Origin of the sequence: Pseudomonas sp. MWU12-2345 (assembly GCF_023242385.1) — a bacterium.
GTDB classification, from domain to species: Bacteria; Pseudomonadota; Gammaproteobacteria; order Pseudomonadales; family Pseudomonadaceae; genus Aquipseudomonas; species Aquipseudomonas gingeri_D.
Genome location: NZ_JALLJA010000012.1, coordinates 53,293 through 72,564 on the forward strand (window position 1 = coordinate 53,293; position 19,272 = coordinate 72,564).

Here is a 19,272-nt window from a genome sequence, read left to right on the forward strand (position 1 = left end):
ATGAAAAAAATAACAGCGTTAGTACTTATCTACACGGCAAGCACAATGGCCGAAGAAATCAGCTACAGATCAATCTTCGAAGTGGACTCCAGGCGCTTTGGAAGCACAGTCGCACGCTACTTGATAAGTCGCGACAATTACCCCTGCTTGAATGTAGAAATTTTAGACCCTGATAAAAACTGGAGCATTTCCTCAAGGAAAAAATTCTGTAGTTTTGAGGGAAAATCCTTAAGAGCCGACTTTACCGATGCCGACTTCGAAAATATAAAATTCTCGAAAAGTGGAATAGAAACAACACTTTCAATTACCCCACGTGCGTTGACAGGAGAGGAACGCTTTATCTGCTTGATTCCCATAGAGGGGAATCGCATAGGAAACCTTAGCTGTAGCCGCCAGGAGTAAGCATTGCCGGTACATCTACATCCCAAAGCACACCAGGATCGTCCACAGAAACCTCTCGCACTTTGCCTTCCGCAAACAGCGGCTTGGCCCCGCGATCTCCCGACAAACCCATCAGGGCCGGTCCAAACGAACGCCCGAATCCCACCGGATGCCCATACTCACCTCGAAAAACCGGCACGAAAACTCCGTCGCCCTCAATCCCTGCCATCACCTGTGCAATCGTCCCCGGCAGGATAAACGGCATATCCCCCAGCACCACCAGCCAGCCCGCCGATTCGGCCGTCGCCGTCACTGCAGCGGCGAGACTGTCGCCCATGCCCGTCGACTCGATCAGCAGCACCCGGCAGCCATACACCTGCGCCAGACGAATGACCTCCAAGCGATCCGCCGTCGTCACCAATAACCGGGATCCAAGCCCCTGCGGCAAACTCAGCAGCACATGCTCCAACACAGCCCGCTCGACACCATCACGCCCAACACAGCGCGCCAGCAACTTGTCCTGATCGGCCCCCGCCGCCTGTCGAAAACGACTGCCCTGCCCCGCCGCCAGGACAATAGCCGCGATCTCCTCACTCACTGGCCGCCAACTCCGGCTTTTTCTGCCGTAACTCGACGCCGTTCTTGATCGCGACGATTTCCGCCATCAAGGACAAGGCAATCTCCGCCGGTGTATGGCTGCCGATATGCAGGCCAATCGGACCATGCAGGCGAGCAATGGCCTCCGCACTCAAGCCCAACGCCGCCAGATTATCTCGGCGCTTCTGGCTATTGACCCGCGAGCCGAGCGCACCGATATAAAACGCCCGGGAATTCAGCGCCGTCAGCAGCGCCATATCGTCAAGCCGGGGGTCATGGGTCAGGGCGACGATCGCCGTGCGTTCGTCGGTCTGGATATTCAGCACCGCCTCATCAGGCATGCCCGGTACAAAACGCCCGTGCTGTTCTTCCCAGCCGTAGACGAACTCCTTGCGTGGATCGCAGATCAAGACTTCGAAATCCAGCAACCGGGCCATTTCCGCCACGTAGCGCGACAACTGACCGGCACCGATCAGCAGCAAGCGCCAGCGCGGACCGTAGATCGCCCGCAAGCGCTCACCGTCAAAACTCAGGGTGTCGCTCTTGCCCGCGTCGCTCAAGGTCACTTCACCGGTGGCCAGGTTCAGCTCCCGAGCGACAATCTCATGGGCCTCGCAGCGCGCCAGCAACTGCGCCACCCAACCCGGATCGCCTACCCGCTCCTCGGTCAGGCGCAAGGTCCCACCACAGGGCAGGCCAAAACGCGCCGCCTCGTCACGGCTCACGCCATAGGTCACCAGTTGCACCGGCGGCCCGCCTTCCGACAGACGTCCATCCTGCAAACGCTGGATCAGGTCATCCTCGATGCAGCCTCCGGAAACCGAGCCGATCACCACGCCGTCCTCGCGCAAGGCCAGCATCGCCCCCGGCGGCCGTGGCGCACTGCCCCAGGTCTGGACTACGCTGTACAGCACCACCCGCTGCCCCGCGCGACGCCATTGCAGGACACTGCGCAGGACATTCAGATCGACACTGTCCATCAGGCTTTCACCTGGTTCCAGCCTTGCAGCTGGTAACGCACCGGCAGGTTGCGGATACGCTTGCCGGTGGCGGCAAAGATCGCGTTGCACAGCGCCGGCGCAATCGGTGGCACGCCCGGCTCACCAACACCGCCCAACGGCACCTCGCCCGGTGGCGTGACCAGATGCACCGCCACCTCCTTCGGCGCCAGGGACATGCGCGCCACTTCGTACATATGGAAATTGTCCTGCTGGACCTTGCCCTCCTTGAAGCTGATCTCGCCCAGCACGGCGTTGCCCAGGCCCATGACGCAGGCCCCTTCGAACTGCGAACGGATCCGCTCCGGGTTGATCTGCGGGCCGCAGTCCACGGCGATATCGGCCTTGTGCACGATCAGGCTGCCATCGTTCTTGACTTCCACCTCGATCACCGCCGCCACGTAGGTGACAAAGCTGTAATGCACCGCCAACCCCAGACCACGCCCCGGCGGCAACTTGCGCCCCCAGCCGGCGGCCTTGGTCGCGGTTTCCAGGACCGCGCGCATACGCCCGGTATCAATGGGATAACGTTCGGGGGACTCACCGTAGTTCCACTGATCGCTCAGGGTACGCGGGTCGATCTGGCGATCCGGAGCCAGCAACTTGAGCTGATAGGCCAGTGGATCCTGGCCGGCTTTATGGGCCAGTTCGTCGACAAAGCTCTGGATGGCGAAACCATGGGGGATATTCGATACCGAACGGTACCAGCCCACCCGCGTATGCACCTTGGCCTCCGGGTTTTCCAGGCGCACGTTGGGAATGTTGTAGGCCATGTTGGTAAAGCCCATGCCCAGTTCAAAGGCGCCCTCGTTGTTCATATTGGGCGCGAACAGTGCCGTGATACTCGGTGCCACGGTGCGGTGCAGCCAACCGGACGGCGTGCCATCCTTGTTCAGGCTGGCCCGCAGGTATTCCGCCGACACGGTGTGGAAATATGAATAGTGGATATCGTCCTCGCGGGTCCACTGCACGCGCACGGCCTGGCCCGGCATTGCCTTGGCGAGAATGGCCGCCTCAATGATGTAGTCAGGCTTGGACTTGCGCCCGAAACCGCCGCCGAGCAGGGTCACGTTGACCGTCACCTGGTCGAAGCCGATCCCCAGGCGCTCGGCGATCCGCTCGCGGGTCACCTGGGGTGCCTGGGTCGGCGCCCAGGCTTCGCAGTGGCCGTCGTTGAAACGGGCGATGGCAACCATCGGTTCCATCGGCGACTGGGCCAGGTGCGGCAGGTAATAACCGGCTTCGAACTGGCTGTCGGCGCGTTTCAGGGCCTCCTCGACATTGCCGGTATCGCGCACCACCTTGCCCGGCTGGCGTGCCGAGGCTTCCAGTTCCTGGCGGTAGGCAATCGAGTCATAACCGGCATTGACGCCGTCATCCCAGACGATCGTCAGCGCGTCGCGGCCCTTGATCGCCGCCCAGGTATTGCTGGCAATCACCGCCACACCACCCAGCGGCTGGAACTCGGAAGGCAACGGACGACTTTCGATTTCCACGACCTTGAGCACGCCCGGGACCTTCAGCGCGGCGCTGGCATCAAAGGATTTGACCTTGCCGCCGTACACTCGAGGACGAGCTACAGTGGCGTAGACGGTGCCTTCAAAATGCACATCGGCACCGTACAACGCTCGGCCATTGACGATATCCGCGCCGTCGATGGCCCGGAACGCTTCCTTGCCGATATAGCGGAATTCCGACGCTTGCTTGAGCTTCAGGCTGTCGCGGGCAGGAACGGCCAGTGCGGCGGCCGCGGCCGCCAGGGCACCGTAACCGAGCTCGCGCCCGCTCGGGCTGTGGATAACCTTGTGCAGCTGCGCCCGGCATTCCGCCACCGGGACTTTCCACTGCGCGGCCGCCGCCTGTTCGAGCATGGTCCGGGCCGCCGCGCCGCAACGCCGCATCGGTTCGTACCAGTGGCGCATGCTGCGGGAACCGTCGGTGTCCTGGTTGCCGAAACGCACCTCGTCGCCCGGCGCCTGCTTGACCTTGACCCTTGCCCAGTCGGCCTCAAGCTCGTCCGCCACCACCATGCTCAGGCTGGTGCGCACGCCCTGGCCCATCTCGGCGCGGTTGCAGATCACCGTCACACTGCCATCGGCCTCGATACTCACATAGACCTTGGGATCATCGACCCAGCCATTGGGCATATGGTCGGCCCCATATTTCTGCTCGCCTTCGGCAAAGGCCTCGGGCAGGCCCCAGCTTGCCGCCAGGACCAGTGCACCGGTGGCGCCGACACCCTTGAGAAAGCCACGCCGGCTGAGATTGCTCAGGACGAAATCGTTCAGGGACAGGTTCATGCCTTGGTCTCCCGCAGATGGGCCGCGGCCTGGTGAATGGCCGTCTTGATGCGGTTATAGGTCCCGCAACGGCAGATATTCCCGACCATGGCCTCTTCGATCTGGGCATCGCTGGGCTTGGGGTTGACCTTGAGCAAGGCCGTGGCCGACATGATCTGCCCGCCCTGGCAGAAGCCGCACTGGGCAACGCCGCCGTCCAGCCACGCCTGCTGCACAGCCTGGCCGACCGGATCGCTGTGCAGGTTGTCGATGGTACTGATGCTCTGCCCCGCCACGGAGCCGACCGGGGTGATGCAGGAACGTGCCGGCAGCCCGTCGATGTGCACGGTGCAGGCACCGCACAGTCCCATGCCGCAGCCGAATTTGGTCCCGGTATAACCCGCCACATCACGGATCGCCCAGAGCAGCGGCATGTCCTCGGTGACGTCCAGTGGATGGTCTTGACCGTTGAGTTTCAGGGTAATCATGGGCACGCCCGCATAGTTCAAGGTTATGGGGTCGAGCCATCCGCCGTTGAGTGCCACGGTTCGACACGGGGCGGATCGACTCAGGCTAATAGGCTCTCTCATGAAGCAAACGCTTCATCGGGCCTTTCATGGGATCTGTTTTTACGCCGTTGGCCGGCGAAGGGAAAGCCGTATTCGGAAAAAAGCCTTGTGTACGCTGGATCGCTCTGAATCGGGCTTGCCGGTGATAACGCTGCGACAGATGCCAGCGCTATCACCGAAAAAGCATAGCCTCAGTAGAGATTCGGCTCCATTTCCAGCTCAACGGTAAATCGTTGCAAAATGTCAGCCTGGATCCGCCGGGCCAGGGCCAGCAATTGCAGGCCGCTCGCCGTGCCATAGTTGACCAGCACCAAGGACTGCAAAAGGTGTACACCTGCATCTTCTTCGCGAAAACCTTTCCAGCCCGCCGCCTCGATCAACCAGCCCGCCGCCAGTTTCACCTGGCCGTCAGGCTGTGGATAACTCACCAGCCCGGGATGCGCCAACTTCAATTCGGCAGCCTGGGCAGCCGATACCAGGGGGTTCTTGAAGAAACTCCCGGCATTGCCCAGCACAGCGGGATCGGGCAGCTTTTCGCTGCGGATACTGCAGATGGCCCGACTGACATCGCTGGGGCTCGGCTGGCTCACACCCTGCTCGGCCAGGCGCTGGGCCACCGGGCCGTAGCCCAGGTGCAGATGCTCGGCACGGCTCAAGGCAAAGCGTACACGCAGGATCAACCAACGCCCGGCGGCGTGTTTGAACAGACTGTCGCGATAACCGAACTGACATTCCTGCAGGGAAAACTCGCGCAACTCACCCGTCTCGCGATCCAGCGCGGTCAGGCCGGCAAACACATCCTTGATCTCGACCCCGTAGGCGCCGATGTTCTGCATCGGGGCTGCACCAACGGTGCCGGGAATCAGGCTGAGGTTTTCCAGACCGTTCCAACCCTGGGCCAGGGTCGACAGCACAAAGGGATGCCAGGGCTCGCCGGCCTCGGCTTCGATCACGACATTGATGCCATCATCGCGCAGCAGGCGAATCCCCCGGGTGCCCATGCGCAACACCAGCGCCTGGATATCCGCGGTCAGCAACAGGTTGCTGCCGCCACCGATCACCAGCAACGGCAACTGATGCTGCGCCGCATAGGCCAGGGCCTCGCGGACATCGACATCGCTGTGGGCCTCGGCGAACCACTGCGCACGAACATCGACACCAAAGCTGTTATAGGGTTTGAGGGAGACCCCGGCTTGCACTTGCAGGGTCATAGACGCCCCTTGAGTTCGATCACCAGCCGATCGCTGGCCTGTTCGATCAGGTCCAGGACCTGCTCGAAACCCTGTTCTTCGTCGTAGTACGGGTCCGGCACTTCCTCCACCGCCCCGTCATAACGTCGCAGGAACAGGTCCAGTTCGGCCTTGCCCTGGGCCGGCTGGAGCAACTTGAGGTTGCGCAGGTTGCTCTGGTCCATGGCCAGGATCAGATCGTAGCGGTTGAAATCCGCCGCCGCGACCTGTCGGGCACGCTGGGCCGACAAGTCATAGCCGCGCATCCGCGCCGCCCGCTGGCTGCGGCTGTCCGGCGACTTGCCGACATGCCAGGCACCAGTGCCGGCGGAGGCCACTTCGATCTGTTCGGCCAGGCCAGCCTCACGCAATTTGTGCCGCAACACTCCTTCGGCCGTGGGCGAACGACAGATATTGCCCAGGCAGACAAACAGAACCCGCATCAGGCCTCCAGCAACCGACGAACACGATCAAGGTCTTGTGCCGTATCGACGCCGGTCGGTGGCGCCTCCAGGGCATCGGCGACATGAATCCGCACGCCGTGCCACAGCGCTCGTAGCTGCTCCAGGCGCTCGGTGGTTTCCAGCCAGCACGGGCCCCAGCTGACAAAGTCATGCAGGAAACCGGCACGGTAGGCGTAGATGCCGATATGCCGGCGGAACGGTATGCCTGACGGCAGTTGCTCGCGGCTGATGGCGAAGTCATCCCGCGCCCAGGGCAGGGTCGCGCGGCTGAACGTCAGCGCCAGGCCGTTGATGTCGCTGACCACCTTGACCACATTCGGGTTGAACAGGGTTTCCACGTCGTGGATCGGCTCGGCCAGGGTGGCCATGCGCGCTTCACTGTGGGCCGCGAGGTTGGCCGCGACCTGATCGATCACCACAGGGGGAATCAGCGGCTCGTCGCCCTGGACGTTGACGACGATGTCATCCGCCGCCAGGCCCAGCAAAGTGGCGACCTCGGCCAGGCGATCGGTGCCGGACTCGTGATCTTCGCGGGTCAGCAGCACTTCGGCACCAAAGGCCCGGCAGGCCTCGACGATACGTGCATCATCAGTGGCCACCACCACCCGCTGGGCGCTGCTTTTGCACGCCTGCTCCCAGGTGTGCTGGATCATCGGCTTGCCGGCGATCAGTTGCAGCGGCTTGGCCGGCAGGCGGGTGGAGGAAAAGCGCGCCGGAATCACGACGACGAACGGGGTGCTCATTTGTCCAGGCGCTCGTCGGTGCTCAGGGTCCGGGCTTCGCTTTCCAGCATGACCGGAATGCCGTCGCGGATCGGATAGGCCAGGCCCGCGCCCTTGCTGATCAGTTCGGTCTTGTCGGCGCTGAGCTTGAGGGGACCTTTGCAGATCGGGCAGGCGAGGATGTCGAGCAGTTTGGTGTCCATGAGGATTCCCTGGATAAAAACGGGTTTAGGGCAAGAGACGGTCGGGCAACAGGCGCAGCAGCTGGGTGTCGAACCAGGCCTTGAAGGCCTCGGACGGTAAAGCATCCACCGCCAGGTACCACCAGTCGGGCGCCGCGAAGGCCCGGCATTTCACCGCATCCTTTTCAGTCATCACCAGTGGCAGCGTCGGTTCGAAGCTCAAGGCCGCGGCGCTGTACTCGGCATGATCGGCAAAGGCGTGGGGCACAGGCTGCCAGTGTAGCGTTTCAAGGGTGTTGAAGAAACGTTGCGGGTTGCCGATACCGGCGACCGCGTGCACGGCCTGTCCGGGTGGAAAATGATCGACGGGCTTGCGCTCGCCGGTCAGCAGGTTGACCAGCGCCGTCGGCTGCAGGTGGAAGGCGAAGCCGTTGTCACGGTCCTCGCTGGCGCCGTTGTAGAGCACGCCATCGACACTTTGCAGGCGCTCAATCGGTTCGCGCAGCGGGCCGGCGGGCAGGCAACGGCCGTTGCCCAGGCCCCGGACGGCATCGATCAGTACCAGTTCCAGGTCGCGGGCCAGGCGGTAATGCTGCAGGCCATCGTCGGAAAGGATCAGGTCGATTTTTTCCGTCGCCAGCAAGGCCCGGACCGCTCGACTGCGGTCCGGGTCGATCATCAACGGCACGCCGTTGCGCTGGACGATCAGCAGCGGTTCGTCACCGGCCAGTGCCGCAGCCTGATCGGCTTGCACACGCCAGGGCAACTGCGGCGGCTTGGCACCGTAGCCGCGACTGACCACACCGACCCGCAGGCCGCGCTGCCGACAATGCTCGATCAACCAGAGAATCATCGGGGTCTTGCCGGTACCGCCGACAGTGATATTGCCCACCACGATCAACGGCACCGGCGGCTGGTAGATCACGCCCTCGCCCGCGACGAAACGCGCACGCTTGCCGTCGACCACCCGCCGATACAACCACTCCAGCGGGCGCAGCAGGGTCAATGCCGGATGACCATCGTACCAGGCGGCGAGCAGGCGCTCGGAGAAGCTCATCAGGGGGCCGGCGCCGCTTCGACAGTGGTCATGCGCAGATGGCTGAAACCCAGCTTGCCGGCCGCATCCATTGCGGTGATCACGGCCTGATGCTGGGTCTTGCCATCGGCGCTGATCGACAGTGGCAGGCTGGTATCGCCGCCGGACTCTTTCTGCACCGCGTCCATCAGGCTGGCCAGGTCATTGCTCGGCAGGCGCTGGTTGTTCACCGTGTAGACACCCTCGGCACTGATGGCGATATCCAGCTGCTTGGGAATATGGTCCTCGGCCGGCGAGCCGCTGACCGCCTGCGGCAAGTCGACCCGCAACTCGGTCTGGCGGGTAAAAGTGGTGGTGGTGACAAAAAACAGCAGCAGGACGAACACCACGTCGATCAACGACGTCACGTTGATATCCACGGGCTCCAGGGGCTTGCGGCGGAATTTCACGCTTTGCCCTCTGGCATGTCGACGTCGCGGTCGCCTTGCACCACCTCGACCAGCTTGATCGCTTCCTGCTCCATGCCCACCACCAGCTCATCGACCCGGCGCAACAGGAAACGATGGAAGAACACCGCCGGAATCCCGACCATCAAGCCCGAAGCCGTGGTGACCAGCGCCTTGGAAATCCCCCCGGCGAGCACGGCGGCATTGGTGGTCATGCCCGTACTCATGAACGAGCTGAAGATATCGATCATGCCCAGCACCGTACCCAGCAGCCCGAGCAAGGGCGCCATGGCGGCAATAGTGCCGAGGGCGCTGAGGTAGCGCTCCAGTTCGTGGATGACCCGGGCAGCGGCTTCCTGGATGCACTCTTTCATGATCTCGCGACCATGCTTGGAGTTGGCCAGGCCCGCGGCAAGGATCTCGCCCAGGGGGGAATCGGCGCGCAGTTGCTTGAGTTTTTCCTTGTCCAACTGCTTGTCCTTGATCCAGCGCCAGACCTGCCCGAGCAGATGCTCCGGGGTCACGCGGCTGGCCCGCAGCGTCCATAGGCGCTCGGCGACGATGCCCGTTGCAGCGATGGAGCTCAAAATGATCGGCAGCATCATCCAGCCGCCGGACTTGACCAATTCCCACACAGTGACAGTCCCCTCGAAAAAGTGCGCCACTCTAACATAGGGGTTGCGCGGGCCGAAGATCGTGATGACGCATGCCGGGGGACTTTAATAACCCAGGGTTATTGAAAGGCAGCGGACTATTGCCGCCAGAAGCGTCGTGCGGCTTGCAAGGACCGCGGCTCGTCGAAACGCCCCAGCACCAGGCGCAGTGCGCCCTGCTCCGCGCTGTCGAAGATAGCCATGTCCAAAGCTTTGTAACGCGCGATGACCTGTGGGTGGGGATGACCGAAGGCATTGCCGCGCCCACGGGAAATCAGCACGCCGCGCGGGGCCAGACGTTGCAGGAAAACCATTGATGAGGAACTGCGGCTGCCGTGATGGGGCGACTGCAACCAATCGCTGGCAACGGCCAACGGACTCTCGAGAAAGGCCCGTTCGGCCTCGATATCGATATCGCCGGTCAGCAGTAGACGCTCACCATTGGCTTCGATCTGCAAGACGCAGGAGGATTGATTGCTGTCGCGGGCCAGAGGCCAGCGCCACAGGGAAAAGCGCACGCCATCCCACTGCCAGTGCCGGCCACTGACACACGGCTGGGCCTGCAACGCCGCTGGCAAACCCTCGACGTCGCCGCCGAGCACCTCGCTCACCGGCAAACCGCGTTGCACGGCCAGGGCCCCACCGGCGTGATCGGCATCGGCATGGCTGAGCAACAGCGTATCGAGCCGGCGTACCCCCAGCTTGCGCAAGGATGGCAGCACCACCCGTTCGCCCTGGTCGAACTCGCCGAAGCGCGGTCCGGCGTCATACAGCAGGCTGTGCTCACGGGTTCGGACAAGGATCGCCAGGCCCTGGCCGACATCCAGTTGCCAGACCTCGGCCTCGCCCTGGGCCACTGGCGTTGAAGGCGCGAATACCGCCAACGCCGCCAATGGCCACCCCAAGGGACGCAGAGGAACACCGGCCGGCAACAACAGCAGCAGGATACCCAGGCCACTCAGCGCCCAGGCCCACAACGGAACCGCCGCCGGTATCCAGGCCGGCACTTGCGCGGCCAACCATTCGAGCCCTTGAAACAACCCAGCGAGCAAACCGCCGGCCAGCCACAGCAGCCCCTCGCCCAACCAGGGCAGCGGCAACAGCAGCGTGCCGAGCAGGGCCAAAGGCAATACCAACAGACCGATCAAGGGCACGGCGACCCAGTTGGCCAACGGCGCACTGAGACTGACCGGCAGGCCCAGCAACAGCAACGCCGGAAGCAGGCCGAGGGCAATCACCCATTGCCCACGGCTCCAGCTCTGCCAGAAGCTCCAGGCACCCAGTCGCCCACTGAAGGTGAAGATCAGCACCGCCACGGCGGCAAAGGACAGCCAGAATCCCACCTGCAGACTCACCAGCGGGTCGAACAACAACACCAGGTTCAAGGCCGCCAGCAACGGCACCAGCGCCCCCAGATGGCGATAACGCAAACGCCACAACAGCACCATCGCAAGCATCACGCAGGCCCGGCGCACCGGCACGCCGAAACCCGCCAGCAGCGCATAGCCCAGCGCCGCCGCAAAGGCCAGGCCACAGGCCCAAGGCAGCCAGGGCCAGCGGCCCGGCCACAGGCCATAACGCGCCAACCCGGCGATCAGGGCGTAGACCAATCCCGCGAGCAAGCCGATATGCTGGCCGGAAATCACCAGCAGATGCAGGGTGCCGGTGTCCTGCAGCACGCGCCAGGTCTGCGTTGACAGTCCCGAACCGTCACCAAGCACCAGCGCCACCAAGGTGGCCGATTGCCCTTGGGCATCGACTTCCAGCAAACGCCGCCTGATCGTATCGCGCCAGGCACTACTGGCGGGCCCCAGCAATTGCCCATCCTTGATCGTGCCGGTCGCGCCGATACGCCGGGCGAGCAGCCAGGCCTCATAGTCGAACCCGGCGGGATTGAGCAAGCCGTGTCCACGCTTGAGCTGCACCGCCAGGCGCCAGCGCTCGTCGCTGCGCAGATCCGGGCCGCCGAACCAGGACAACCGCAAACGCGCCGGCAGCCGGGCCCGACGGGAAATCGCGCCATCCAGTTCGAAGCGCACCACCTGTTCTCCCCGCTGCGGCAGACCGACCACCCGCCCTTCCACCCACAGGGTCTGGCCCTCCAACGCCGGCGCCAGTCGATCGTCCAGCGCCCGTTGCGCCTGGAAACAGGCCCAACTGAAGCCGAACAGGAATAACGCCAGCGGATAAGTGCGAAACGGCAACAACATCAAGCCGAGCACCGGCAGCACCAGCAACAGCCATCCAGGCGGCAGTTGCGGCAGGAATCGCAAGAGCACAAACCCCGCCGCCAGCGCCAACATCCCTGTTCGCATAAAGCACTCCTTGAACCCGTTCAGCTCTCGGAATAGCCGGGTTATGCGGACGGTGCTTTATTTACTGTCACAAAGTCTGAATCGGCCGCCCGTAAAATCCGGGCATACTGCCCGCCTGAACTGCCCGAGAAGCCTTATGCCGCGTCGCTTATTCAAACGCTACATGCCGGACCCGACCCGCATCAGGGAACACAAACACTTACGTTTTTTCGGTCCCCTGCTCCACGATCCGAACCTCTGGCACCTCAATCGGCACTCGGTGGCACGGGCCATGGCGGTGGGCTTGTTCGCGGCCTTGATGCCGATGCCCTTGCAGATGCTGCTGGCGGCATTTCTGGCGATTCTCGTGCGCGGCAATATGCCGATTGCCGTCAGCCTGGTGTGGCTGACCAATCCACTGACGATCCCGCCGATTTTCTATTGCGCCTACCAGCTCGGTGCCTGGTTGCTGCACGTGCCGCCCCGCGGCCTGCCGGATGAATTGACCTGGGCCTGGATCAGCGGGCAGCTGTCGACGCTCTGGCAACCGCTGTTGCTGGGTTCGCTGGTATTGGGAGTGGCGCTGGGCGCCCTGGGTTATTACCTGACCATGAGCTACTGGCGCTGGTGGGTGGCCAGGCAATGGAAGCGGCGCCTGGAACGACGCCGTCATCCATGAAACCCGTTACTGGCGCATACCGCGGCCGCTGACCAGCAGCCGCGCACAACCGATGTAGAGGGCCAGGGTCGCCACGACCATAAAGGTGATGGCCACGCTGATGCGGATGTCCGACACCCCGAGAATGCCGTAGCGGAAGGCGTTGACCATGTGCAGCACCGGGTTGGCCAGCGACACGGTCTGCCAGAACGGCGGCAGCAGGGTAATCGAGTAGAACACCCCACCGAGGTAGGTCAGCGGCGTCAGCACGAAGGTCGGGATAATCGAGATATCGTCGAAGTTACGTGCAAAGACTGCGTTGATAAACCCCAGCAGCGAGAAGATCGTCGCCGTCAGTACCACCACCAGCACGGTCACGCCCAGGTGATGGACCTGCAAATCGGTGAAGAACAGCGACAGCAAGGTCACGATAATCCCCACCATCAGCCCGCGCAGCACACCGCCCAGGGTGTAGCCGATCAGGATGGTATGGGGCGAGACCGGCGAAACCATCAATTCCTCGATGGAACGCTGGAACTTGCTGCCGAAGAAACTCGAGACCACGTTGCCGTAGGAGTTGGTGATCACCGACATCATGATCAGGCCTGGCACGATGTACTCCATATAGGTGAAACCACCCATGCCGCCGATCTGCCTGCCGATCAGGTTACCGAAGATCACGAAGTACAGGACCATGGTGATGGCCGGCGGTAGCAGGGTCTGCGGCCAGATCCGGGTAAAACGCCGGACTTCGCGGTAAACGATGGTGTTGAGGGCGACCAGGTTGGGCTGCAGTTCCGAACTCATACCGCCACCTTCGACAGGTTTTTTTCCACCAGGGACACGAACAGCTCCTCGAGGCGATTGGTTTTGTTACGCAGGCTCAGGACTTCGACCTGCTGCGTGGCCAGTTGCCCGAACAGCGCGGTGATGCCCACCGCCTTGTCGACCTGGACTTCCAGGGTGCGACTGTCGAGCAGCTTGCTCGGATAGCCGATCAGCTGGGGCGGCTGCTGCAGGTCATTCTTCAGGTCGAGCAGGAAGGTCTCCACATGCAGTTGGCTGAGCAACTGGCGCATGCTGGTGTTTTCGACGATGGTGCCGTGATCGATGATGCCGATATTGCGGCACAACTGTTCAGCCTCCTCCAGGTAGTGGGTGGTGAGGATGATGGTGATGCCTTTCTGGTTCAGCTCGGTGAGGAAGGTCCACATCGAACGACGCAGTTCGATGTCGACCCCGGCGGTCGGCTCGTCGAGGATCAGCAGGCGCGGTTCATGCACCAGCGCCCGGGCGATCATCAGCCGGCGCTTCATGCCGCCGGACAACGACCGCGACGGCACGTCGCGCTTGTCCCACAGGCCCAGTTGGGTCAGGTACTGCTCGGCGCGTTCCTTGGCGATTTTCGCCGGAATGCCGTAGTACCCGGCCTGGGTCACGACGATATCGAAGGTCTTCTCGAACTGGTTGAAATTGAACTCCTGCGGCACCACGCCAATGCAGCGCTTGAGTGCGGCGGGTTCGCGATCCAGGTCGTGACCGAACACCTTCACCGTACCGCCGGTCTTGTTCACCAGGGTCGAGAGGATGCCGATGGTCGTGGATTTGCCGGCACCGTTAGGGCCGAGCAAGGCGAAGAAATCACCTTCGGCGACATCCAGATCGATACCACTCAGGGCCTGGAAACCGTTGCCGTAGGTTTTGGTTAGCTGCCGGATGGACAGAGCGGAACTCATATCGGATTCATGCACCAAGAAGGGAGGAAAGAACTAAATAAGGGCACACCGTTTTGAATGCAACGGCGGCGAACCAGGCTCATGGTGCTTGGCCTCGCCGCACAAGTACAGCAACCGGCGTTAATAGTGGCTATTAAGTCAACGCGGTCATGACCGCCCGCTGATAGGCCGGACGCTGTTTCAGGCGTTCGTACCAGGCACTCAAATGAGGCATCGGCGGGCGTTCGATAGGCATTTCGAACCAGGCATAGATAAAGCTGCCGAGGGGAATATCCCCCATGCCGATCTCGTCACCCGACAGGTAGGGTTGCTCGGCCAGCACCGCATCGACCCGCAGCAACAGGTCGGCGCAGATCTTCAGCGAAGCGTTGATCGCGGCCCAATCCTGTTGCTCGGCGGGGGTCCGCAATACACCCCAGAACACCCCGCGAAACGGGGTGGCAAAGGATGAGGTGGTCCAGTCCATCCACTTGTCCGCCTGGGCCCGTGCCTGCAGATCATTGGAGAACCAGTGGGAGCCGGCGGCATGCTTGGCGGTCAGGTAGCGCACGATGGTGTTCGATTCCCAGAGGACAAAATCACCGTCCTCGATCATCGGCACCAGCTTGTTCGGGTTCTTCGCACGATATTCGGGTGTATCGACGACACCGAACGCTCCGCCGGCATCCAGAGACTCGTAAGGCAGGCCAAGTTCCTCGGCACACCACAAGGCTTTTCTGACGTTCGACGAATTTTTCCTACCCCAGATTTTCAGCATGACCGCCTCTCTATGGATAAATGCCGACGCAGTCTACGCCCGAACAGCGCAGGCTCAAATCCTTGCGCACGAGGAAAGCAGCAGAGCGGATAACACGCGTCGTGATGCAGAGCGTGACGAAATCGACGAACTCCACCGACACGGGACGGTCACTATCGGTAGCCTGCTCACTTTTAGACCAGGCCGCCCGGGCCGTTACACTTGTAAACATGTGCCTACAGATTTGAACACACATCCCCAAGCCCTGTTTACCGGATGCCGACTAAGCTCAATCGGTGCTTTGGCGCTGTCTTTATGGAGGATTGAATATGCTGCTGTTGTGGATACTGGTACTGGTGATCGGCGTCGCCTGGCTGGCGCATCGCCGAATCGCCCCGCTTCCCGTACTCGGCATAGTCGCCGTCTACCTGATCGCGATGGGCCGGTTCGGCCATGGACCGGGCGCTCTGATGCAGGTGCTGTGGGTGTTGCTGGCGGTAGTCGCGGCCGCGCTGTTGCTGCCCGACCTGCGCCGCAGGCTGTTCACTGCCCCACTGTTCGCCTGGTTCCGCAAGGTCCTGCCGCCCATGTCCGAGACCGAGCGCGATGCCATCGACGCCGGTACCGTCTGGTGGGATGGCGAACTGTTCAGCGGGCGCCCGGACTGGAACAAGCTGCTGGCCTATCCGAAGGTCCGGTTGAGCGAGGAAGAACAGGCGTTTATCGACGGGCCGACCGAAGAACTCTGCGCCATGGTCAGCGACTGGCAGATCGGCCAGGCCATGGACCTGCCGCCCAAAGCCTGGGCGCATATCAAGGAGCACGGCTTCTTTGCCCTGATCATCCCCAAGGAGTTCGGCGGCAAGGGCTTTTCAGCCTATGCCCACTCCCAGGTGGCGATGAAACTGGCGACCCGCAGCGGCGACCTCGCCTCCACCGTGATGGTACCCAATTCCCTGGGCCCGGCCGAACTGCTGCTGCATTACGGTACCGATGAACAACGCAATCACTACCTGCCACGCCTGGCCCGCGGCGACGATATCCCCTGCTTTGCCCTGACCGGGCCGCTGGCCGGCTCCGATGCTGGCTCCATGCCGGACACTGGGGTGATCTGCAAGGGCCAATGGCAAGGCGAGGAAGTCCTCGGCCTGCGCCTGAACTGGGAAAAGCGCTACATCACCCTCGGCCCGGTGGCGACCTTGCTCGGGCTGGCCTTCAAGGCCCATGACCCGGAGCATCTGCTGGGCGAAGAGGAAGACCTGGGCATCAGCCTCGCGCTGATTCCCACCGACACCCCGGGGGTCGAGATCGGCCGGCGCCACCTGCCCCTCGGCGCGGCCTTCATGAACGGCCCGAACTCGGGCAAGGACGTGTTCATCCCGTTGTCGTTCCTGATCGGCGGCCAGGACATGCTCGGCAAGGGCTGGATGATGCTGATGAACTGCCTGTCGGTGGGTCGCTCGATCTCCCTGCCGGCGGTGGGTACCGGCGCGGCCAAGTTCACCAGCCTGGTGACCGGCCAGTACAGCCAGGTCCGCGAACAGTTCAACGTGCCGCTGGCCGCCTTCGAGGGCATCCAGGAAGCCCTGGCCCGCATCGGTGGCAACGCCTGGCTGATGGACAGCGCGCGGATGCTCACGGCCAATGCCGTCGACCTCGGTGAGAAACCCTCGGTGCTCTCGGCGATTCTCAAGTATCACCTGACCGAACGCGGTCGCGAGTGCATCGGCCATGCCATGGATGTGCACGGCGGCAAAGGCATCATCATGGGTCCGAACAACTACCTGGGCCGCAGTTGGCAGGGCGCGCCGATCTTCATCACGGTGGAAGGGGCGAACATCCTGTCGCGCAACCTGATGATCTTCGGCCAGGGCGCGATTCGCTGCCATCCCTTCGTCCTCAAGGAAATGGCCCTGGCCGCCCGCGAGGATCACGACCAGGCGCTGGTGGAATTCGACAAGTTGCTGCTCGATCATATCGGCTTTGCCGTCAGCAATGCCGCCAGCACCCTGGTCCTGAATCTCGGGCTCGGGCACTTCGAAGCGGCGCCGGGCAATCGCCTGAGCCAGGGTTATTTCCGCGCGTTGAATCGCCAGGCGGCGGCGTTCGCCCTGCTGGCGGACCTGTGCATGATGCTGCTGGGCGGCGAATTGAAGCGTCGCGAACGGCTGTCGGCACGCCTGGGGGATGTACTCAGCCATTTGTACCTGGCGTCGGCGGCGCTCAAGCGTTATCACGACCTGGACTCCCCGGAGTATCTGCAACCGCTGTTCACCTGGGCCATGGAAGAGAGCCTCGGACACTCCGAACGGGCCCTCGACGAGTTGCTGAAAAACTTCCCGAACCGCGTGCTCGGCTGCCTGCTGCGAGTGGTGGTATTCCCCTTCGGTCGTCGACATACCGGCCCTTGCGACGAGTTGGATGCCGAAGTCGCTGCGGTGCTCGGTCGGGCCAAGGGCGATCCGGCACTGGAAGCCGTGCTTGAAGGCTGCTACCGCCCGCAATCGGCGAGCGATCCGGTTGGAGCCCTGCAACACGCCTACGATTTGCTGGGCGCCAGTCATGAGCTGCAGAAAAAACTGCACAGCGCGCTCAAGAGCGGCCAGGTCAAGCCACGTGCCGAAGAGTCGGCCATCGATGCCGCCCTGGAGGCCGGCGTATTGCAACCGGCCGAAGCCGAAAGCCTGCGCCAGGCAGAAGCTGCCCGGCGCAAGGTGATCGACGTGGATGATTTCAGCAAGGAAGAACTGCGCCCTGGCAAAGGCAAGGTCCGCTAGGTGCGCGGGTCAGGTGCCTGCTACGGAGCCTGACACGACAACGGGCGCCGAGAGCCTTATACTCTCGCGCCCGTTTTACCCTTGAGGCCCCCTGTCATGTCCAACCTCGTTGCCGATCACCTGGTCCTGCTCGACCACCTGCGCAGCATTCTGGTCGCCGTCGGCGAAGCCGAGCAGGTCCCCGAAGAAAGTCACGCGCTGTTCCTCGAACGTTTCGATGAGTTGCGCGCGCAACTGCCGGTTGAACCGGTGGAAAGCCAGTACCTGGGCCAGGACCTGCTGTGCCAGGTGATCCTGCGTTATCCGCAAATTGCCCACCTGGTACCCCGCGACCTGCTGTGGTTTTTTGGCGGTGACTGCCTGCATTACATGCCGGATGACGAACTGGAGCTATACCAGGCGCTGGAAGAGCGCCGCTATGAAGCCGAGCAGAACGACGAACCGTTCGACTGGAACCAGGAAAAGCAGTTGCTGGCGCTCTCGACCCAGGACAGCAAGCACTGATACAAGCCGCTCCATCAGGCTGGGAGCCTACAGCGCCTTGCGCAATGTCGTCTCCCGGGCCAGGCGCTCCACCAGGTAGTCGATAAACACCCGCAACTTCGGCGACAGGTAGGGCGTCGGCGTATACAGCAGCCAAAGGCCGCCATGATAGGAGGCCAGAAACGTCCAGGCCGGCAACACCTGGACGATCAAGCCCTGCTCCAGGGCATGCCGCGCCGTGAAATACGGCAGGCTGCCAATGCCGATATGCTGCAACACCGCATCCAGCCGCACCCCCGTGTGATTGGCCGCATAACGCCCGCGGACCCCGACGGTCACCGACTTGCAGCCCTGCCTGAACTTCCAGCGCGCGTCATTGGGCGTGTCCCCCAGATAGATGCAACTGTGCTCCAGCAGGTCATGGGGGTGCTGCGGCGTGCCGTGTTCAGCCAGGTACTGCGGCGTCGCGCAGAGCAGATGCTCGATGGGCATCAACTGGCGCCCTACCAGGCCGACCGGCGGATGATCGGTAATACGCAGGATCAGGTCGACATTGTCCTCGATCAGGTCCACCGGTCGATCTTCGAGAATCATCTGCACATCCACCTGTGGATAACGCCGCAGAAACTCCGGCATATGCGGATGCACGACAAAACGCCCCACCGCCTTCGGCACGCTGACCCGAACCAGCCCCTGGGCCTCGTGGGTGTACTGACCACTGATCTCCATCACCGATCGCGCCGCACTGACCATTTCCCGACAGCGCTTGAAGGTCTCCTCGCCGCTGTCGCTCAGCCGCAATTTGCGTGTGGTGCGCTGCAGCAGGCGGGTCGCCAGGGCCTTTTCCAGACGGGAAATCGAGCGACTCACCGCCGAGGGCGATAAACCGAGCTGGCGCGCGGCCTCCGAGAAACTACCGGTCTCGACCACCTTGACGAAAGTCGCCATTTCGCTCAGCAACGCCAGCGGCAGATTGATGCTCATGACGCACAGGTCCATTGATATTTGATCGGATTATCACAGGCTAACAGC

At 62.6% G+C, this 19,272-nt stretch carries 20 protein-coding genes; 4 read left to right on the plus strand and 16 right to left on the minus strand.

Features of this window, described 5'->3' with window-relative positions; translation table 11 throughout:
* Positions 1-402, plus strand: coding sequence for a hypothetical protein (locus M5C71_RS22005; RefSeq protein WP_248768721.1), 402 nt, complete (start codon positions 1-3; stop codon positions 400-402).
* On the opposite strand, the gene M5C71_RS22010 is transcribed toward M5C71_RS22005, so the two are convergent.
* The 12 genes from M5C71_RS22010 to M5C71_RS22065 form a co-directional block, all read right to left on the minus strand.
* Positions 380-979 (minus strand): nucleotidyltransferase family protein, encoded by a 600-nt coding sequence (locus M5C71_RS22010; RefSeq protein ID WP_248768722.1) that lies wholly within the window; start codon positions 977-979, stop codon positions 380-382. The two genes, M5C71_RS22005 and M5C71_RS22010, sit on opposite strands and share 23 nt — an antisense overlap.
* Entirely contained in the window at positions 972-1,958 is a 987-nt protein-coding gene (locus tag M5C71_RS22015; protein ID WP_248768723.1) for an XdhC family protein, read from the minus strand. Before M5C71_RS22015 ends, M5C71_RS22010 begins: the two co-directional genes overlap by 8 nt.
* Positions 1,958-4,276, minus strand: coding sequence for a xanthine dehydrogenase family protein molybdopterin-binding subunit (locus M5C71_RS22020; RefSeq protein WP_248768724.1), 2,319 nt, complete (start codon positions 4,274-4,276; stop codon positions 1,958-1,960). Before M5C71_RS22020 ends, M5C71_RS22015 begins: the two co-directional genes overlap by 1 nt.
* Entirely contained in the window at positions 4,273-4,743 is a 471-nt protein-coding gene (locus M5C71_RS22025; protein ID WP_103496762.1) for a (2Fe-2S)-binding protein, read from the minus strand. The genes M5C71_RS22020 and M5C71_RS22025 overlap by 4 nt, the downstream gene beginning before the upstream one ends.
* 272 nt (positions 4,744-5,015) lie before the next feature.
* The gene (gene murB, locus M5C71_RS22030; protein WP_248768725.1) at positions 5,016-6,035 is read right to left on the minus strand and encodes a UDP-N-acetylmuramate dehydrogenase; all 1,020 of its coding nucleotides are present in this window, start codon (positions 6,033-6,035) and stop codon (positions 5,016-5,018) included.
* Positions 6,032-6,496 carry a low molecular weight protein-tyrosine-phosphatase gene (locus M5C71_RS22035; RefSeq protein ID WP_152737135.1) on the minus strand — a complete coding sequence of 155 codons (465 nt, stop codon included), beginning with the start codon at positions 6,494-6,496 and terminating at the stop codon, positions 6,032-6,034. Before M5C71_RS22035 ends, murB begins: the two co-directional genes overlap by 4 nt.
* A complete protein-coding gene (kdsB, locus tag M5C71_RS22040; protein ID WP_152737136.1) occupies positions 6,496-7,260 on the minus strand; it encodes a 3-deoxy-manno-octulosonate cytidylyltransferase in 765 nt (254 codons plus the stop codon). The genes M5C71_RS22035 and kdsB overlap by 1 nt, the downstream gene beginning before the upstream one ends.
* Complete coding sequence (locus tag M5C71_RS22045) at positions 7,257-7,442, minus strand: Trm112 family protein (protein ID WP_007931663.1); 186 nt, start codon at positions 7,440-7,442, stop codon at positions 7,257-7,259. The genes kdsB and M5C71_RS22045 overlap by 4 nt, the downstream gene beginning before the upstream one ends.
* A gap of 25 nt (positions 7,443-7,467) precedes the next feature.
* Positions 7,468-8,478: a tetraacyldisaccharide 4'-kinase gene (gene lpxK, locus M5C71_RS22050; protein ID WP_103496758.1), complete on the minus strand. Its 1,011-nt coding sequence runs from the start codon at positions 8,476-8,478 to the stop codon at positions 7,468-7,470.
* Complete coding sequence (locus M5C71_RS22055; protein ID WP_103496757.1) at positions 8,478-8,906, minus strand: biopolymer transporter ExbD; 429 nt, start codon at positions 8,904-8,906, stop codon at positions 8,478-8,480. The genes lpxK and M5C71_RS22055 overlap by 1 nt, the downstream gene beginning before the upstream one ends.
* Positions 8,903-9,538, minus strand: a complete 636-nt coding sequence (locus M5C71_RS22060) for a MotA/TolQ/ExbB proton channel family protein (RefSeq protein ID WP_177100317.1) — start codon at positions 9,536-9,538, stop codon at positions 8,903-8,905. The genes M5C71_RS22055 and M5C71_RS22060 overlap by 4 nt, the downstream gene beginning before the upstream one ends.
* A 116-nt stretch (positions 9,539-9,654) precedes the next feature.
* Complete coding sequence (locus M5C71_RS22065; protein ID WP_248768726.1) at positions 9,655-11,871, minus strand: DNA internalization-related competence protein ComEC/Rec2; 2,217 nt, start codon at positions 11,869-11,871, stop codon at positions 9,655-9,657.
* A 136-nt stretch (positions 11,872-12,007) separates the two neighbouring features.
* Between M5C71_RS22065 and M5C71_RS22070 the strand changes: the two genes are divergently transcribed.
* Positions 12,008-12,529, plus strand: a complete 522-nt coding sequence (locus tag M5C71_RS22070) for a DUF2062 domain-containing protein (protein ID WP_152737138.1) — start codon at positions 12,008-12,010, stop codon at positions 12,527-12,529.
* A 6-nt stretch (positions 12,530-12,535) separates the two neighbouring features.
* Here M5C71_RS22070 and M5C71_RS22075 read toward each other — a convergent pair whose 3' ends face one another.
* The 3 genes from M5C71_RS22075 to M5C71_RS22085 all read right to left on the minus strand — a co-directional run bounded on the left by M5C71_RS22075 (position 12,536) and on the right by M5C71_RS22085 (position 15,001).
* Positions 12,536-13,315, minus strand: coding sequence for an ABC transporter permease (locus tag M5C71_RS22075; protein ID WP_103496753.1), 780 nt, complete (start codon positions 13,313-13,315; stop codon positions 12,536-12,538).
* Positions 13,312-14,244 carry an ABC transporter ATP-binding protein gene (locus M5C71_RS22080; protein WP_103496752.1) on the minus strand — a complete coding sequence of 311 codons (933 nt, stop codon included), beginning with the start codon at positions 14,242-14,244 and terminating at the stop codon, positions 13,312-13,314. Before M5C71_RS22080 ends, M5C71_RS22075 begins: the two co-directional genes overlap by 4 nt.
* Before the next feature lie 133 nt (positions 14,245-14,377).
* Complete coding sequence (locus tag M5C71_RS22085; RefSeq protein ID WP_103496751.1) at positions 14,378-15,001, minus strand: glutathione S-transferase; 624 nt, start codon at positions 14,999-15,001, stop codon at positions 14,378-14,380.
* Positions 15,002-15,309: 308 nt separating this feature from the next.
* On the opposite strand from M5C71_RS22085, the gene M5C71_RS22090 reads away from it, so the two are divergent.
* Together M5C71_RS22090 and M5C71_RS22095 are read left to right on the plus strand one after the other, a co-directional pair.
* Positions 15,310-17,757, plus strand: a complete 2,448-nt coding sequence (locus M5C71_RS22090) for an acyl-CoA dehydrogenase (RefSeq protein WP_103496750.1) — start codon at positions 15,310-15,312, stop codon at positions 17,755-17,757.
* 96 nt (positions 17,758-17,853) lie between these two features.
* Positions 17,854-18,261, plus strand: a complete 408-nt coding sequence (locus tag M5C71_RS22095) for a PA2817 family protein (RefSeq protein WP_100940784.1) — start codon at positions 17,854-17,856, stop codon at positions 18,259-18,261.
* A gap of 27 nt (positions 18,262-18,288) precedes the next feature.
* Here the strand turns inward: M5C71_RS22095 and M5C71_RS22100 are convergent, their stop codons facing one another.
* The gene (locus M5C71_RS22100; RefSeq protein WP_248768727.1) at positions 18,289-19,224 is read right to left on the minus strand and encodes a LysR family transcriptional regulator; all 936 of its coding nucleotides are present in this window, start codon (positions 19,222-19,224) and stop codon (positions 18,289-18,291) included.
* Between the last annotated feature and the right edge of the window lie 48 nt (positions 19,225-19,272).

Coding starts and splice junctions, on each gene's coding strand:
- M5C71_RS22005 (WP_248768721.1), top strand. CDS start 1: ATGAAAAAAATAACAGCGTTAGTACTTATCTACACGGCAAGCACAATG.
- M5C71_RS22015 (WP_248768723.1), bottom strand. CDS start 1,958: ATGGACAGTGTCGATCTGAATGTCCTGCGCAGTGTCCTGCAATGGCGT.
- M5C71_RS22020 (WP_248768724.1), bottom strand. CDS start 4,276: ATGAACCTGTCCCTGAACGATTTCGTCCTGAGCAATCTCAGCCGGCGT.
- M5C71_RS22025 (WP_103496762.1), bottom strand. CDS start 4,743: ATGATTACCCTGAAACTCAACGGTCAAGACCATCCACTGGACGTCACC.
- murB (WP_248768725.1), bottom strand. CDS start 6,035: ATGACCCTGCAAGTGCAAGCCGGGGTCTCCCTCAAACCCTATAACAGC.
- M5C71_RS22035 (WP_152737135.1), bottom strand. CDS start 6,496: ATGCGGGTTCTGTTTGTCTGCCTGGGCAATATCTGTCGTTCGCCCACG.
- kdsB (WP_152737136.1), bottom strand. CDS start 7,260: ATGAGCACCCCGTTCGTCGTCGTGATTCCGGCGCGCTTTTCCTCCACC.
- M5C71_RS22045 (WP_007931663.1), bottom strand. CDS start 7,442: ATGGACACCAAACTGCTCGACATCCTCGCCTGCCCGATCTGCAAAGGT.
- lpxK (WP_103496758.1), bottom strand. CDS start 8,478: ATGAGCTTCTCCGAGCGCCTGCTCGCCGCCTGGTACGATGGTCATCCG.
- M5C71_RS22065 (WP_248768726.1), bottom strand. CDS start 11,871: ATGCGAACAGGGATGTTGGCGCTGGCGGCGGGGTTTGTGCTCTTGCGA.
- M5C71_RS22070 (WP_152737138.1), top strand. CDS start 12,008: ATGCCGCGTCGCTTATTCAAACGCTACATGCCGGACCCGACCCGCATC.
- M5C71_RS22075 (WP_103496753.1), bottom strand. CDS start 13,315: ATGAGTTCGGAACTGCAGCCCAACCTGGTCGCCCTCAACACCATCGTT.
- M5C71_RS22080 (WP_103496752.1), bottom strand. CDS start 14,244: ATGAGTTCCGCTCTGTCCATCCGGCAGCTAACCAAAACCTACGGCAAC.
- M5C71_RS22085 (WP_103496751.1), bottom strand. CDS start 15,001: ATGCTGAAAATCTGGGGTAGGAAAAATTCGTCGAACGTCAGAAAAGCC.
- M5C71_RS22090 (WP_103496750.1), top strand. CDS start 15,310: ATGCTGCTGTTGTGGATACTGGTACTGGTGATCGGCGTCGCCTGGCTG.
- M5C71_RS22095 (WP_100940784.1), top strand. CDS start 17,854: ATGTCCAACCTCGTTGCCGATCACCTGGTCCTGCTCGACCACCTGCGC.
- M5C71_RS22100 (WP_248768727.1), bottom strand. CDS start 19,224: ATGAGCATCAATCTGCCGCTGGCGTTGCTGAGCGAAATGGCGACTTTC.